This is a genomic window from Gluconobacter roseus (genome assembly GCF_046058915.1).
GTDB lineage: Bacteria > Pseudomonadota > Alphaproteobacteria > Acetobacterales > Acetobacteraceae > Gluconobacter > Gluconobacter roseus_A.
Genome location: NZ_CP175538.1, coordinates 593,869 through 607,151 on the forward strand (window position 1 = coordinate 593,869; position 13,283 = coordinate 607,151).

15 protein-coding genes are annotated in these 13,283 nt (G+C 60.2%); 9 read left to right on the top strand and 6 right to left on the bottom strand.

Annotation, left to right across the window (positions count from 1 at the left end):
- The first annotated feature begins 8 nt into the window (after positions 1-8).
- Together ACJ2A4_RS02795 and ACJ2A4_RS02800 are read left to right on the top strand one after the other, a co-directional pair.
- The gene (locus ACJ2A4_RS02795; RefSeq protein WP_408873530.1) at positions 9-194 is read left to right on the top strand and encodes a hypothetical protein; all 186 of its coding nucleotides are present in this window, start codon (positions 9-11) and stop codon (positions 192-194) included.
- A gap of 3 nt (positions 195-197) precedes the next feature.
- Positions 198-434: an RcnB family protein gene (locus tag ACJ2A4_RS02800; RefSeq protein ID WP_408874080.1), complete on the top strand. Its 237-nt coding sequence runs from the start codon at positions 198-200 to the stop codon at positions 432-434.
- Positions 435-514: 80 nt separating this feature from the next.
- Here the strand turns inward: ACJ2A4_RS02800 and ACJ2A4_RS02805 are convergent, their stop codons facing one another.
- The 3 genes from ACJ2A4_RS02805 to ACJ2A4_RS02815 form a co-directional block, all read right to left on the bottom strand.
- The gene (locus tag ACJ2A4_RS02805; RefSeq protein WP_408873531.1) at positions 515-652 is read right to left on the bottom strand and encodes a hypothetical protein; all 138 of its coding nucleotides are present in this window, start codon (positions 650-652) and stop codon (positions 515-517) included.
- 127 nt (positions 653-779) lie between these two features.
- Positions 780-1,724 (bottom strand): ribokinase, encoded by a 945-nt coding sequence (locus ACJ2A4_RS02810; RefSeq protein ID WP_408873532.1) that lies wholly within the window; start codon positions 1,722-1,724, stop codon positions 780-782.
- A gap of 85 nt (positions 1,725-1,809) precedes the next feature.
- A complete protein-coding gene (locus tag ACJ2A4_RS02815) occupies positions 1,810-2,364 on the bottom strand; it encodes a YceI family protein (protein ID WP_408873533.1) in 555 nt (184 codons plus the stop codon).
- 166 nt (positions 2,365-2,530) lie between these two features.
- Between ACJ2A4_RS02815 and ACJ2A4_RS02820 the strand changes: the two genes are divergently transcribed.
- The 4 genes from ACJ2A4_RS02820 to ACJ2A4_RS02835 all read left to right on the top strand — a co-directional run bounded on the left by ACJ2A4_RS02820 (position 2,531) and on the right by ACJ2A4_RS02835 (position 7,320).
- A complete protein-coding gene (locus ACJ2A4_RS02820; protein ID WP_408873534.1) occupies positions 2,531-2,806 on the top strand; it encodes a YtcA family lipoprotein in 276 nt (91 codons plus the stop codon).
- Positions 2,807-2,808: 2 nt separating this feature from the next.
- Complete coding sequence (gene mdtN, locus ACJ2A4_RS02825) at positions 2,809-3,858, top strand: multidrug transporter subunit MdtN (RefSeq protein WP_408873535.1); 1,050 nt, start codon at positions 2,809-2,811, stop codon at positions 3,856-3,858.
- Positions 3,839-5,671, top strand: coding sequence for an FUSC family protein (locus tag ACJ2A4_RS02830; RefSeq protein ID WP_408873536.1), 1,833 nt, complete (start codon positions 3,839-3,841; stop codon positions 5,669-5,671). The genes mdtN and ACJ2A4_RS02830 overlap by 20 nt, the downstream gene beginning before the upstream one ends.
- 86 nt (positions 5,672-5,757) lie before the next feature.
- On the top strand, positions 5,758-7,320 hold the full coding sequence (locus ACJ2A4_RS02835) for a TolC family protein (protein WP_408873537.1): 1,563 nt from the start codon (positions 5,758-5,760) through the stop codon (positions 7,318-7,320).
- A 97-nt stretch (positions 7,321-7,417) separates the two neighbouring features.
- On the opposite strand, the gene ACJ2A4_RS02840 is transcribed toward ACJ2A4_RS02835, so the two are convergent.
- A complete protein-coding gene (locus tag ACJ2A4_RS02840) occupies positions 7,418-7,687 on the bottom strand; it encodes a general stress protein (RefSeq protein ID WP_062509140.1) in 270 nt (89 codons plus the stop codon).
- Between the two features lie 297 nt (positions 7,688-7,984).
- Here ACJ2A4_RS02840 and ACJ2A4_RS02845 point away from each other — a divergent pair, with 297 nt between their 5' ends.
- The 3 genes from ACJ2A4_RS02845 (at position 7,985) to ACJ2A4_RS02855 (ending at position 12,104) form a co-directional block, all read left to right on the top strand.
- Positions 7,985-8,329 carry a 5' nucleotidase, NT5C type gene (locus ACJ2A4_RS02845; RefSeq protein ID WP_408873538.1) on the top strand — a complete coding sequence of 115 codons (345 nt, stop codon included), beginning with the start codon at positions 7,985-7,987 and terminating at the stop codon, positions 8,327-8,329.
- A gap of 65 nt (positions 8,330-8,394) precedes the next feature.
- Positions 8,395-9,581, top strand: a protein-coding gene (locus ACJ2A4_RS02850; RefSeq protein WP_408873539.1) for an IS3 family transposase whose coding sequence is annotated in 2 segments (ribosomal slippage) — positions 8,395-8,653 and positions 8,653-9,581 — 1,188 coding nt in all. Because the reading frame shifts where the segments join, the coding sequence is not laid out codon by codon here.
- A gap of 315 nt (positions 9,582-9,896) precedes the next feature.
- On the top strand, positions 9,897-12,104 hold the full coding sequence (locus ACJ2A4_RS02855) for a TonB-dependent receptor (RefSeq protein WP_408873540.1): 2,208 nt from the start codon (positions 9,897-9,899) through the stop codon (positions 12,102-12,104).
- Positions 12,105-12,120: 16 nt separating this feature from the next.
- On the opposite strand, the gene ACJ2A4_RS02860 is transcribed toward ACJ2A4_RS02855, so the two are convergent.
- Positions 12,121-12,750 carry a TetR family transcriptional regulator gene (locus ACJ2A4_RS02860; RefSeq protein WP_408873541.1) on the bottom strand — a complete coding sequence of 210 codons (630 nt, stop codon included), beginning with the start codon at positions 12,748-12,750 and terminating at the stop codon, positions 12,121-12,123.
- 70 nt (positions 12,751-12,820) lie between these two features.
- Entirely contained in the window at positions 12,821-13,192 is a 372-nt protein-coding gene (locus ACJ2A4_RS02865) for a hypothetical protein (RefSeq protein ID WP_408873542.1), read from the bottom strand.
- Positions 13,193-13,283: the final 91 nt, after the last annotated feature.

The window sequence follows — 13,283 nt, forward strand, 5'->3', positions numbered from 1 at the left end:
CAGGGTTGATGGCTGGCTGCCTCCTCGCCGCAGCACCTCTTGCATCTGCTGATCCCCGCGGCGGTGGTCCTGGCGGACCTGGCATGAATGGCCCGGGCGGTCACGGAGACTATCGTGGCGGTGGACGTGGCGGCGGTCATGATCGCGTCTGGCGTCGGGGTGACCGTTACGACGGACCCCGTGGCAGCCGCTAGGCCATCAACAACTGGCGCAGCTATCGCGGTCTCTACGCTCCGCCACGTGGCTATTACTGGATGCGCTATGGCAACCAGTTCCTGCTGACCGCCCTTACGACAGGCCTGATCGCTGGCGTCGTGAGCGCCAACGGCATGGGTGTCGCACCCGGCGTCGTGCAGCCCGGCGTTCCGGTGGCGCCTGCACCGGGTGCGGTCGCACCGGGATATGGCCCGGGTTACGGACCTGGCCCTTACTGATCCGCTCCGGCCTCAACAAAAAGCAGGGTACCTTCCGGTGCCCTGCTTTTTTTATACCTCTGGCGACCGACAGAAGCCCGTCATTTTGACATGCATGTGCAGTAGACATGCACGATGGCAAAAATGATGAACCCGGCCATCCAGAAATAGCTGGCATGGATGTGTCCTGCGGCATCCATCGTCGTCGTCATGCAGGCGACAAGAAAAAACGCCGTCATGAGGGCTCCGGAGAGAACCATCCATGTGATGCGTCTTTTCGTCATTGTCCCACAGTTCCGTTTTTCAGTTCAGTCCGTCTTGTGCGCGGGAACCTGAACCTGAAAAACCGATGACGCAAGCGGCTTTTCAGCCTGCGACCAGCGCGGCGACCTCATCCCACTCCGGAGCTGCATCCGCAGCGCCATGCCGTGTCGTGGCGAGTGCTCCGCAGGCGGAGGCAATCTTTGCTGCTTCCGAAAGGCTCTTGCCGAGCGCGAGCGCCACGGCGAGCCCTGCATTGAAACAGTCACCGGCGGCCACCGTATCGATCGGGACGACACGAAATGGCGCCAGATGCCCGGACGCAGTTCCGTCATGCCAGAACACGCCTTTCGCGCCCATCTTGACCAGTACGGCACCCACGCCTTTTGCGAGCAGGATATCCGCAGCCTTCCGTGCTTCCTCGACGGTCGTGGGGCGGATACCGGTCAGGCTGAAAGTCTCGCTTTCATTGGGCGTGAGAATATCAATCTCGGACCAGAGCGGTTCAGGCAGACCCTTTTCGGGGGCCGGTGCCGGGTCGAGAACGACAACACCCCCTGCCCGGCGCGTCTGGCGCGCAGCGGCAAGGACAGCTTCCTGCGGGATTTCGAGTTGCAGGAGCAGAACCTTTGCCCGCTCCAGCCAAGGCGCGGCCGCATCGATGTCCGTGCCGTCCACCGCCATGTTCGCACCGCCAGCGACAGTGATGCAGTTTTCCGCTGCGGCGTCGATCCCGATCAGGGCGATACCCGTCGGGTTCTCCGGATCATCACGCAGCGGGGAAAGGTCCACGCCAAAGCCTGACAGGCTGGCGCGGGCCTGCGCGCCGAAGGCATCGCACCCGACGCGCCCGGCAAGCGCCACGTCCAGATCGAAGCTTCGCGCCAGCCGCGCCGCAGCGGCGGCCTGATTGCTCCCCTTGCCGCCCAGACCAATCGCATAACTATCGGCATGGACGGTTTCGCCCGGTCGGGGAAGCCGCTGGCTGCGGGCCGTCAGATCGATATTGATGCTGCCGAAGGAAAGGATCAGGGGCGTCCGAAAGGTCATGTCCACAAGGCCGGAAAGCTGGAGAAGCGGGGAATCGAAGGCCTGCTTATCGAAGGAACCGGTCCTCTTCAAGAATACCGGCGTGTCACTTCATGAGGATTGTGGTTTCAACCTTCACCATCGGGTTCACCGAATGCAGCAACGTACTCACGCCCCACTGTCTCTGATCGAACGTGCCGCGGCTTACGATGCGCATGAGCGTATTGCCCTGAAACTGAAGCTCCGTCGTAAAAACGAGAGGATGGGTCTGCCCGCGCATGGTCAGCTTTCCGACAAGCTCGGTTTGTAACTGGCCTTTGGTGATCTTCGGACGACAATCGCCAACATATCGCATGACCGGATGGCTGTCGCTGTCGAGCATGATCCCTGAAAGCATGATCTGCTTCATGACCGCACTGCCGACCTTCAGCGAATTGACGTTCATGGTCATGTCCACATGACAGGTCTGCCGGTCCAGATCGTAAGTCAGTGTTCCGGAGACATCCCCGAAACTCCCGTCAATATCTGTCAGGGCAGAACGGGCATGCAGACGGGCCTGTGTATTGACCGGCGACAGGACAAGATCCTGCCTGGCGGCAAGAGCCTGACCACTCGTCATCAGAGCCAGAAGAAACACTGCAGGGAAAAAGCCGTTTTTCATTGCCTCGGACCATGTTCTGAACCGTGTCTGCTTTTTAAAACTTCCCGCAACGGGTCCGGTTTTCTTTTTCGACTTTGGACGCCGGGCAGCGGGACTGTGGCTTTCACAAAAGGATGTGATAGGCTCCGGCTTTCCTGATGGCCGCGCGAAAGTTTCAAGTCTCCTCATGCGTCCTGCCCGCCTGCGTCTGTCTCTGTCCGGCCTGTGCCTTGTGGCGACGGGTGGATGTTCCCTTCGCGGAGCACCGTCCTTTCCTGTCGTCGGTGCCTATTTTCCGGACTGGATGGTCTGTGGCCTCATTGGAATTGGCACGGCCGTGGGGCTGCGGGTTGTCTTTCTGCTGACGGGTCTTGATGCCCTGCTCAGCTTTCGCCTCTTTACCTATGTCGCCCTGGGCGTCATCGCCGCACTCACGGTGTGGACACTGGTATTCGGACCCTGATCGTGCAGCGCATCCATGTCTCCGGCAAAAAGCCGATCGGTATCATCATCGCAGTGCTCTGCGTGGGAGCGGCTGTCGTTTTCGGCATTCATGTCTCCCATGAAGACAGCACGCACCCCTCGTCCGACAGCGGCACCATTGATGCGGAAGTCGTACATGTTGCTTCCACTGTTGGCGGGCGGCTGAAGGAGCTTGATGTCTCGGTCAACCAGCATGTTCACAAGGGCGATGTCCTGTACCGGCTGGACCCAGAACCCTATGAACTGACCGTTCGTCAGGCACAGGCCAATCTGGATCTGGCGGCTGCCGAGGTGGAAAACCAGACGCGCCTGCTGAGCATCAAGACCTCCAATGCCGCAACGGCCGATGATCAGGTCGTCCGGGCCCAGACCAACCGCGACCTTGCGGCGCGCACTGTGCAACGGCTTCAGCCCCTGGCCGGAAAATCCTACATCCCCTGGCAGCAATACGATCAGGCCCGCGTCGCCCTTCATGATGCCCAGGTCTCGCTGGCCCAGTCCCGCAACCAGTCCGTTGCGGCAACCACCGCGATCGGGGACCTGAAAAGCTCGATCGCCGCGCGCGATGCCAGTCAGGCGGCGCTGGACCATGCGCGTTATGAACTGCGCCAGACCACCGTAATTGCTCCGGTGGATGGCTATGTCACCAGCCTGCGGGTGAAGACTGGTGAAGTTCTGGCACCCTCGCAGGTCCTGTTCACGCTGATTGCGGATAATGAATGGTATGCGATGGCCAATATCCGCGAGATCAATCTGGGAGCCGTGCAGATCGGGGACTGCGTGACGGTCCATTCCATGATCGACCGCCGCACGCCATTGCGAGGGCATGTCGAGAGCATCGGCTGGGGCGTGCTGTCGGTAGATTCCGCCGGGATTGCACGCTCGCTGCCGATCGTGCCCCGGCAGATGGACTGGGTGCATGTGGCGCAGCGTTTCCCGGTCCGCATCCGTCTGGAAAAAACCAACCCGCTTCTGCTGCGGCTTGGTGCCACCGCAACGGTCGAGATCCGGCATGGCGCTGCCTGTCCCTGAGACCACCCTTCCGCTGGAGGGGCCGCGTCCGGACATGATGCGGCCCGGTCTGGGACTGGCCCGGATCTGGCGTCTCGTCTGCAATCCCGCTCCGGGGCGTCTGTGCTATGCACTTCGTATGGCGGCGGGTTGTACGACAACGGTTCTGGTCGGCGAAATCTGGCAGGTTCCGGATCTGGCCGTCCCCGCACTTGTGACGATGGCGCTGTGGCAGAAGGACCGCGTCACCAATGCGCTTGCCGGTGTCGGGGTGAATATCGCGGTTCTGATCCTGCTGGCCATCATATACGGACTGATCCGCCTGACGCTGGATCATCCGATGGGGCTGGTGATCGTCATTGCCCTGCTATCCTTCATGTTTTTCTTTCTGGGATCGGCCAGCAAGCTCAAACCTGTGGCCTATATGCTCGGGCTGATCACCGTGTACGGGCTGATTGCAATCGACGAAGTGCCCGTCGGCGAGGTCGTCACACGCGCGCTGCTGTATACGGACCTGTTTCTGGCCGTACCGGGCGCGGTCATGGTCGTGCTGGGCCTGCTGATCTGCCCCTCCCCGCGAAAAATTTTGACCGACAGTATCGCCGACCGTCTGCGCATGGCATGCGCCCTCCTGCGCGATCCTGATAAGCACGTCCGCGAGCAGGCCACGGACATGCTGCGCAGCGGCACAACTGACATGATGAAATCTGCCAAGATGGCAGGCCTGGAAAAGATCTGGTCTCCCCGTGATCTGGCCTGCCTGCGACAGGCGGCCAGCAGCAGCGTAGCGGTACTCGCCCTTGCGGATGAAGCCAGCAGAACCGGAATTGCGGCAGACGATGCAACCTGCCTGAAACAGACGCTGGAAGAGATGGCCGCCATTTTCGCGGATGGCGACTATCCCGCGGCGATTGCGCGCCCGGCGGTCAGTTCGGGGTCTGCCACGGCCTGTGCGATGGCTGATCTGCTGCCGGACTTCGCAACCCCGGTTCCGGATGAAGACAAAGCCAGAAAGCCGGAGAAGAAATCCGGATTCTTTGCCGGGGACGCCTTTACCAATCCCGATCATGTGCGCTTTGCGGTCAAGGGCACGGCTGCTGTCATGCTGAGCTATCTGATCTTCAAGGTCTTGAACTGGCAGGGCATCCATACCTGCATCATCACCTGTTTCATTGTTGCCCTCCCCACAATGGGAGAAATGATTTCCAAGCTGACCCTGCGTATTTCCGGCGCACTCGTGGGGGGTGCGCTCGGAATTGCGTCCATCATTTTTGTCATGCCGCATCTGAATGACATCACCGGTTTTCTGGTGCTCGTCTTCGTCGTGTCCCTGATCGGGGCCTGGGTCAAAACCGGTGATGAACGCATTGCCTATGCAGGGTTTCAGATCGGTCTGGCCTTCTATCTGACGGATCTGAAAGGTTACGGCCCCACCAGCGACATGGCGACCGCGCGGGACCGTATCGTCGGGATCATGCTCGGCAATTTCATCACCTATGCCATGTTCACAAGCTTCTGGCCCGCCAGCGCCTATGACAGGATCGGCGACAGGCTGCGCACACTGGCGGACTGTCTGAGGGGACAGGCAGACGCCTCCACCGCCCAGAAGCGTGCGGATGCCGTTGCCCAAACCCAGTCGGCCCTTCTGCAAAGCGAACTCACACTGGAATATGCCATGTCCGAACCTGTCCATATGCGGGCCGATCTGCCCCGGCTTGAGGCCACACGGATGGCGCTCGATGATGCGGGGCGGCTGTCCGAAGACCTGCTTGTTACGCCCGACAGGCCGGATCTTTCCGAACGCACGGCACGACTGGAACAGATTGCCCGATGACCTGTCCTGCACCGTCCCGTTTACGCTTCGTCTCACATCGCAGGGCTGCCCGTATCCTGACAAGAAGTGCTCTGTGTTCAGTGCCGATGCTGCTTTCCGCTTGTGCCACGCAGGCTCTCGACAGCGCACCGACGGCCCCGGACCGGCCCTGGCAGCCCAATATTGCTGCGAATGGCGAAATCCTGCCCGGAAAGCACAATCCGCATGCGCTCAATCTGCCGGCAGGCTACACGTTGCCATCTAACACACAGATCCGCGTGCGCCCCCCTGCCCCGGAACTGTCCGTGCAGGGCGGCCGGGCCTACTCGCTGGCAGAACTGATCGACATCGCACAATCCGCCAATCCCGAAACACGCCGGGCCTGGAACATGGCGCGGGATGCGGCTCTGGCGGTTGGGATAGCCCGCAGTACCTATCTGCCGCGCCTGACGGCAACCGTGGTCGGAGGCTACAACCACAGCCGCAATGACGGCGCGAACCCCACGATCAGCAATGCGGGCGCGGCAGAAGGCATCGTCAATTCCGGTTTGAGCGGACTGGAAAACGCGCTGGGCGGCGTACGCAACAACAATTCGGGCGCCGGCGAAGTCCAGACACTTGGCATGGAATGGCTGCTGTTCGATTTCGGCAAGCGTGAAGCCGTGATCGAGGCCACAAAACAGGCCCAGATTGCTACCAATGTTCTCTTTACCGCGGCCCATCAGAAAATCATCTACGGCGTCACGACGGCGTATTACACCCATGCTGCCGCAGCCAGCCGGGTGCGCCTGTTGCAACAGGCGCGGGATAATGCCCAGTTTGTGCAGACGGCAGCCGAAGCGCGGCTGCATCAGGGTCAGGGCACGATTGTCGATGTCACGCAGGCGCGGCAGGCAACGGCCCAGACGGAACTGCGCCTCGTGCAGGCCGAGGGCGACAAAGAGAACACCCGGCTGGAACTCCTGAATGCCATCGGGATTTCTCCGTCCACAAAGCTGGAGACGCTGGATATTTCCGGCCGCCCGCTTGCTCTGGATGACATGCGCCTGACGGATGCGTTCGTTCAGCAGGCGGTCTCGCGCAGGCCGGATGTTCTGGCAGCCTATGCAAGCGCCAAGGCGGCAAGGAGCAGGGTTCAGGCGGCCAGAAGCGAGTTTCTGCCCAAGATCTTCATGACGGGTAACGTCGCCTACACGACCGGACGTCTGGCTCTGTCATCCGTGCCGGGCGTAGGAAGCGAAGCGCCCCCAACGCTTAACCTGTCCAGCAATGCCTTCAGCAGCCTGATCCTCGGTGGCATTACGGTGCCGATCTTTGATGGCGGAACCCGTGCGGCTCTTCTGAAACAGGCGCAGGACCAGTCAGACAGCGCGGACGCAACCCTGCAGCAGACGGTGGACAGTTCGGTCAAACAGATCGTGGCTGCAGAAAACGCATTGCGAACAAGCCTGAGCGCCTATGCCGCATCAGGAAAACTGGAAACCGCCGCACGCACGAGCTTCGAGGCATCTTCGGCCGCCTATCGCAGTGGTGTTGGTTCCCTAACCCAGACCAGCATTGCCCAGAACGGCTATCTGGACGCGACGCTCAGCCATTCGGATGCCTATTACGCCGCACTGATCGCGGCAGCAGGGCTGGCCTTCGGAACGGGTTCGATCAGCAGGGACTAATGCTCCAACGCACAAAACCTGCCGGGGATAGCCCTCGGCAGGTTTTGCAACAGCAGTCGCGCAGAAAGGATTGTCTCCTGCCTGCGCGCAGGCCGGTTCAGGACTTGTGGGAAGCCTGTCCACCTTTGCGGCCAGCTTCGGACGCTTTCTGCGGGTCCTTGGCAAAGCCGCGGGTAGAGTGCTCTCCCCCTGAAGAGGACGACTTGGAGGTCTCCTTGGTGGAGTGACCGCCATGACTGTGCTCGCCGCCCTTGCGACCAGCTTCCGATGCCCTTTCGCGATCCTGCGAAAAGTTGCCGGAGTTGCCACTGCCGGAGCCGTTGGCGGCGAAAACGGTACGGAAATTCTCTTCATATTTAAGAAACATGATGGTTTTCCTTCTACAGGTGCCGGCGCATCCTCTTCGCGGGAAAGAAGCTCTGAACCGGACGAGCGGAAAACAGAACCCAATGCTTACAGTTGCTGAAATACAGAACAAGAATATTTTACTTTAAGTAAAGCGTTTTATTTATGGAATGACATATTTGAAATACTTGAATAATCGGAACAATAAATCTTTCATGAAAGAACTGTTCTTCCCTCAACCTTGCAGACATCTTTTCGCTTGCCCTGCAGAAGCATCGGGACAAGAGTTCTGATCCTGTCCCAGTTACCGGAGCCACCCATGCCCCCGTCCCGTCTGCGCCTTGCTGTCGATATGGATGAAGTCCTTGCGGATGCATTCTCCGCCCAGCGTGTCTGGTTTCGCAAAACCTACGGCTATGAATGGACGGATGCTGAACTGCAGGGACAACGTTTCCGGGATCTCGTCTCGCCCGAAGATTATGCCGCCATGGAAGCCATGCTGCATCAGGGGGACTTTTTTGCAAACCTGGCCGTCATGCCCGGCGCACAGGAAGCGATTTCCGCCCTGTGCGAAACCTGCGAGGTCTTCATCACGACGGCGGCCATGGAATACCCTGCCTCCTGCGCCCCGAAATTTGCATGGCTGCGGGAGCATTTTCCCTGAGAGGTGGTCCCCATTTTTCGGACAGGGCGATAAGCTATCATCTGGCCTGAACGAGGACGGGTTTTATGGGCAAGGTTACGCGGAAGAGGTATGCGGCAGAGTTCAAGTCACGGGTTGCGCTGGAGGCGATCCGTGGGGAACTGACGCTGGCGGAACTGGCTTCGAAACATGGAGTGCATCAGACGATGATCGCACAGTGGAAACGGCAGGCGATCGAGGGGATGGCGGCGACCTTTTCCGGGAAGACGGTGGCTGAGCCGCCGGTCAGCCCTGCTGATGTGGAGAAACTGCACGCGAAGATAGGCGAACTTCTCGTGGAACGGGATTTTTTACGCGATGCCTCTGCTCGGTTGGGCGTGATCAGAGGCGGCAGATGATTGACCCGAAGCGAGCGCGTCTGCCGATAATCCGGCAATGCACGCTGCTGCAACTCAACCGGTCGGGCGTCTACTATCGGCCTGTGCCACAGAGCGAGGCCAATCTGGAGCTGATGCGGCTGATCGACGCCCAGTTCCTGGAAACGCCGTATTATGGCTCACGGCAGATGACATGGCATCTGCGCCGCCAGGGACATGAAGTGGGCCGCAAGCGGGTCCGGCGGATCATGGCGATCATGGGCCTGCGGGCGGTCTACCAGAAGCCGCGCACGAGTGTGCCTCATCCGGAGCATCGGAAATATCCATATCTGCTACGGGATCTGGTCATTGAGCGGCCTGACCAGGTCTGGTGTTCCGATATCACATATATCCCCATGAAACGGGGATTTCTCTATCTCGTGGCGATCATGGACTGGTTCACGCGCAAGGTGCTGTCCTGGCGTCTGTCGAACACGATGGATGCGGAGTTCTGCATCGAGGCGCTACAGGATGCCCTCACGCGCTATGGCGCTCCGGAAATTTTCAATACTGACCAAGGGTCGCAGTTTACGACGCCCCGTTTCACCGGGCTCCTGGAAGAGCGTCAGATCCGCATCAGCATGGACGGGCGCGGGCGCTGGCTGGACAACGTGTTCATCGAGCGTCTGTGGCGGTCGTTGAAATACGAATGTGTCTACCTGCACGCATTTGAGACCGGATCAGAACTTCGAGTGGGGCTCACGAAATGGATCACCCATTATAACGGGCAACGTCCCCATACGGCCCTGGCTGGACGAACGCCTGATGAGGCGTATCATGGCGTGCCGACGCCATCTGGTCCGGGGTTAACCCCGGACCAGATGGCCAACAGCAACGCCGTCAGAAGGGCGGCATAACGACAACCGGGTATAGCTTATCAAGCCCGCAAAACTGTCCGAACGGACGGGACCACCTCTGTTTACTGCTCCCCACAACATGTCGGAAACCTGGACCCCACGCGCCAATAACTGGCAGGACGTCCTGACGATCGTCGACCAGATCGACACCAGTCGCTGATCTGGGTCTGATGGGCACAGCTGTGTCTTTCAGGAAACAGCCATGGCTCAATCACAGCGCCAGCAGCACTGAAGCGGACGAATCATTTTGACACTGGGTGTCATAATGTAGAGAGGAGAGACCAGCTTCACGACACGTACCGATCAGGATCACCCATGAAATCCGCACGCCTGCTGCTTTGTCTTCTCTCCGGATCTGTTCTCAGCAGTATGCCAGCGTTTGCGGCAGAAACACAACCCGTTTCCGATACGAAGGCTGCGGCCAGCAAGCCCGCCACGAAGGCGAAACCGGCAGCGCCCAAAGCCGAGACTATCACGGTTCACAGCCGCAACGGCTCCGGCACGGCTGCCGATTACCGGACCAAGGACGTGGCTCTGGGCCCGCTCGGGACGCGCTCCGTCCTCGATACGCCGATGTCGATCATGGTCGTCCCGCATGATGTTCTGGTGAACCAGCAGGCCCGTAATATCAACGATCTCGTGGCGTATGTGCCCTCTGCACAGCTCGAAATGCGTGGTGATCCGAACACCAGCCGCCCACAGTCCCGCGGCTTTGAAGGCGATGTGATTTCCAATACCCGTATGGACGGGCTGAACATGGTCATCACCACGCCTTATGCGGCCGAGCAGTTCGACAGCATGCAGGTTCTGAACGGTCTGGCAGGCGCCCTTTACGGGCCGCAGAACCCGGCTGGTACGTTCGACTTCACGCTCAAGCGCCCGACGGACCGCATGACCGAGCGGCTGGTCGTCGGTACGGACTCAATCGGCTCACCGCTGGAAAGTTCGGATGTCTCCGGGCGTGTAGGCAAGAACGGCTGGTTCGGTTACCGCCTGAACCTGCTGAACCAGAATGGCGAAGGTTATGTCGAGGGCTCGCATCTGCGGCGTGATCTCGTCAGCGGCGATTTCGACATCCATCTCTCGCCCAAGACCGTTATCCAGCTCGACGCCAGCCAGTACACCTATGCCGAGCGCGGCTTTCCGGGCGGTTTCGCTTACAGCACCGCGATCCAGCTGCCCCAGGCGCCGGATCTGAGCCAGAAGGGTTATGGCCAGCCACAGGCGGGCTATAACATGGAAACCGATACGGCCATGGCCAAGATCATCCATAACTTCAACGACAACTGGAGCCTCAAGCTCGGTGGTCTGTGGCAGAACGCGGCCCGTAACGTCTTCAGCACGTCCAACCAGCTTCTCAATTCCGCTGGTCTGTACAAGCAGACGATCTCCGCAGCTCTCACGGCTAATGACTTCGTGGCTGGCAGCAACATGGCCTACCTGAACGGCAAGTTCCGCACCGGCCCCCTGCGCCACCAGATCGAGCTCGGCACGAATGGCTACGTGATGGGGAACTACAACCCCACCTCCTCAACCGGCACCCTGACGCTGGGTGAGGCCACGATCGGCCATCCCAAGAGCTTCGCCAGCGCGCAGCCCTACTATTCCGGCCGCTACAAATCCGCCGACACGATGAACCAGTCGCTTCTGGCGGGCGACACCATTTCGCTCGGAAAACACTGGTCAATCATGGGGTCCCTCGCCTGGAGCTGGCTGAGCACGAACAACTACGCCAAGACGGGAACCAAGACCTCGAGCTACAGCCGTTCGGCCGCGTTCAGCCCGATGACCAGCCTGCTCTACAAGCCGACCGACAACCAGACCTTCTATTTCACCTGGGGACGTTCGCTTCAGGCTGGCACGATCGCGCCGGCCGGTGCGGTTAATATGAATGAAGTCACGGCACCGCTGCGGTCGGAGGAATATGAGGTCGGCTACAAGATCCTCATTGCCAAGCGCATGCAGGTGAACATGGCCGGCTTCCGCATGTCACGCCCCTTCGGTTTTGTGGACCCGGCCACGAATGTCTATGGCAATTTTGGCAATCAGCGGAACTATGGCGTCGAATTCCAGGCCTCGGGCAACATCACCGAAGACCTGACCTTCCTCGGCGGCATGACCTGGCTGGATGCGCAGCTTCTGGACACGAACTCGTCCCTGACAGCCAACAAGCAGGTCGTGGGCGTGCCGCCGCTGATGGCGAATGCGCTGCTGGACTATCGCCTGCCGTTCCTCAAGGGCGCTGCCGTGAACGCGAATGTCCATTACATGGGCCGCCGCGCCGCCAACGTGTACAACACGACCTTCGCACCGTCCTATGTCACACTGGATCTGGGCGCGCGTTATGCGACCCACGCTTACGGGCAGCCGCTGGTGTTCCGTTTCGGGGTGAATAACGTGACGAACCAGAGCTACTGGGCGTCCGTCTATCCGTCGAGCATCAATGGTGTGAGTTCGGCCACGAACTCGGCCGTGGCGGGTCTGCCGCGCACCTACCACTTCAGCATCGAGCTGGACCTCTGAGGTCCAGTCCGAGCTCCTAGCCTGAACTCAGGGGGAAGTCGCCCTGCCATAGCAGGGGTTGAAACATGAAGGTCCGGCGCAGGATGGCTTCCAGATCCACCTTGCCCCCTGTCTTGATCCATTCGTCCAGAGCGGTCCGGAACGTCGCAATCGCAGTCCGGGCCAGCAGCCGGGCCACGAGAGACGGCATTTCGGTTGCAGGCAGCCGGGTGATCAGGAGGGAGGCCAGCGTCTCCTCCCATTCGGAATAGCGACGCAACGCCATGTCGCGCAGCGCGGGCGTCTGCTCAACAAGCCTGACAACCGCATAGGCGTCCATCCGGTCGGACGAATAGCAGGCCACAACTGGCAGAAGCCCCGCCAGAACGGCATCCTGCAACGGAACATCCAGCGGTACGGCCCGAATGGCATCGGTCAGGATCGTGGTGACCCCTCCCGTCCAGGCAAGAATGATGTCCGCCTTGCCTGGAAAGTAACGGAACAGTGTCCGGCGCGAAATCTGCGCGGCCTCGGCGATTTCGTCGACGGATGTTTCCTCATATCCATATGTCGAGAACAGACGCATGGCCTCACGCACCAGCGCGGCATGGGTGCGGTCCTTCTTGCGTTGCCGGAGCGGCCCGTCCTGTTCTGCGTCTGTCGTCATGCCGTCCAGTTATCCCGAAGTCCCGCAGGAGCATAGACCCGAACTGCAAAACCCTTCCAGCGACGAAGGATTATACGCCTTCAGACACAAGTCTGTAGCGGGCGCGGACCAGCACATCGTTTTCAAGCTGTTGCCGGACTGCCACGAGGTCTTTCGATGCGACGGATACCGCGACTTCCCTGAAAAGCGGGCGCTTTCCCAGCACGCGACCCTGAAAAACCTCGGCAAGCACCATGCCCACAGGATCACGGGCGCAGCACAGACAGCCCGCCGCATGACGGTTCATGAAGGGAGACGGTGCTGGAATATCCGCCACATCTCCCCACCCTCCTTCCCGATCCGGAACGCCAATCAGCAGGGCCTGGCGTCTGCGTTCTTCCGGCCAGAGTGCCTGGTCGGACAGAACGGTCAGGGGGATCAGGGAATTGCGGGATGAGGTCATGCCATTCCCTGTAGCAGGACCAACCGCAGCAAACAGCATTTTATGGTGTTGCCTCTTTGCCGGAGCAGAACCGTTTTGCTACACCCTCCTG

Excerpts from the sequence above, each read along its gene's own strand:
- ACJ2A4_RS02820 (WP_408873534.1), top strand. The coding sequence starts at position 2,531 with ATGCGTCCTGCCCGCCTGCGTCTGTCTCTGTCCGGCCTGTGCCTTGTG.
- ACJ2A4_RS02795 (WP_408873530.1), top strand. The coding sequence starts at position 9 with ATGGCTGGCTGCCTCCTCGCCGCAGCACCTCTTGCATCTGCTGATCCC.
- ACJ2A4_RS02835 (WP_408873537.1), top strand. The coding sequence starts at position 5,758 with ATGCTGCTTTCCGCTTGTGCCACGCAGGCTCTCGACAGCGCACCGACG.
- ACJ2A4_RS02840 (WP_062509140.1), bottom strand. The coding sequence starts at position 7,687 with ATGTTTCTTAAATATGAAGAGAATTTCCGTACCGTTTTCGCCGCCAAC.
- ACJ2A4_RS02865 (WP_408873542.1), bottom strand. The coding sequence starts at position 13,192 with ATGACCTCATCCCGCAATTCCCTGATCCCCCTGACCGTTCTGTCCGAC.
- ACJ2A4_RS02810 (WP_408873532.1), bottom strand. The coding sequence starts at position 1,724 with ATGACCTTTCGGACGCCCCTGATCCTTTCCTTCGGCAGCATCAATATC.
- ACJ2A4_RS02860 (WP_408873541.1), bottom strand. The coding sequence starts at position 12,750 with ATGACGACAGACGCAGAACAGGACGGGCCGCTCCGGCAACGCAAGAAG.
- ACJ2A4_RS02815 (WP_408873533.1), bottom strand. The coding sequence starts at position 2,364 with ATGAAAAACGGCTTTTTCCCTGCAGTGTTTCTTCTGGCTCTGATGACG.
- ACJ2A4_RS02805 (WP_408873531.1), bottom strand. The coding sequence starts at position 652 with ATGACGGCGTTTTTTCTTGTCGCCTGCATGACGACGACGATGGATGCC.
- ACJ2A4_RS02855 (WP_408873540.1), top strand. The coding sequence starts at position 9,897 with ATGAAATCCGCACGCCTGCTGCTTTGTCTTCTCTCCGGATCTGTTCTC.
- ACJ2A4_RS02830 (WP_408873536.1), top strand. The coding sequence starts at position 3,839 with ATGGCGCTGCCTGTCCCTGAGACCACCCTTCCGCTGGAGGGGCCGCGT.
- ACJ2A4_RS02845 (WP_408873538.1), top strand. The coding sequence starts at position 7,985 with ATGCCCCCGTCCCGTCTGCGCCTTGCTGTCGATATGGATGAAGTCCTT.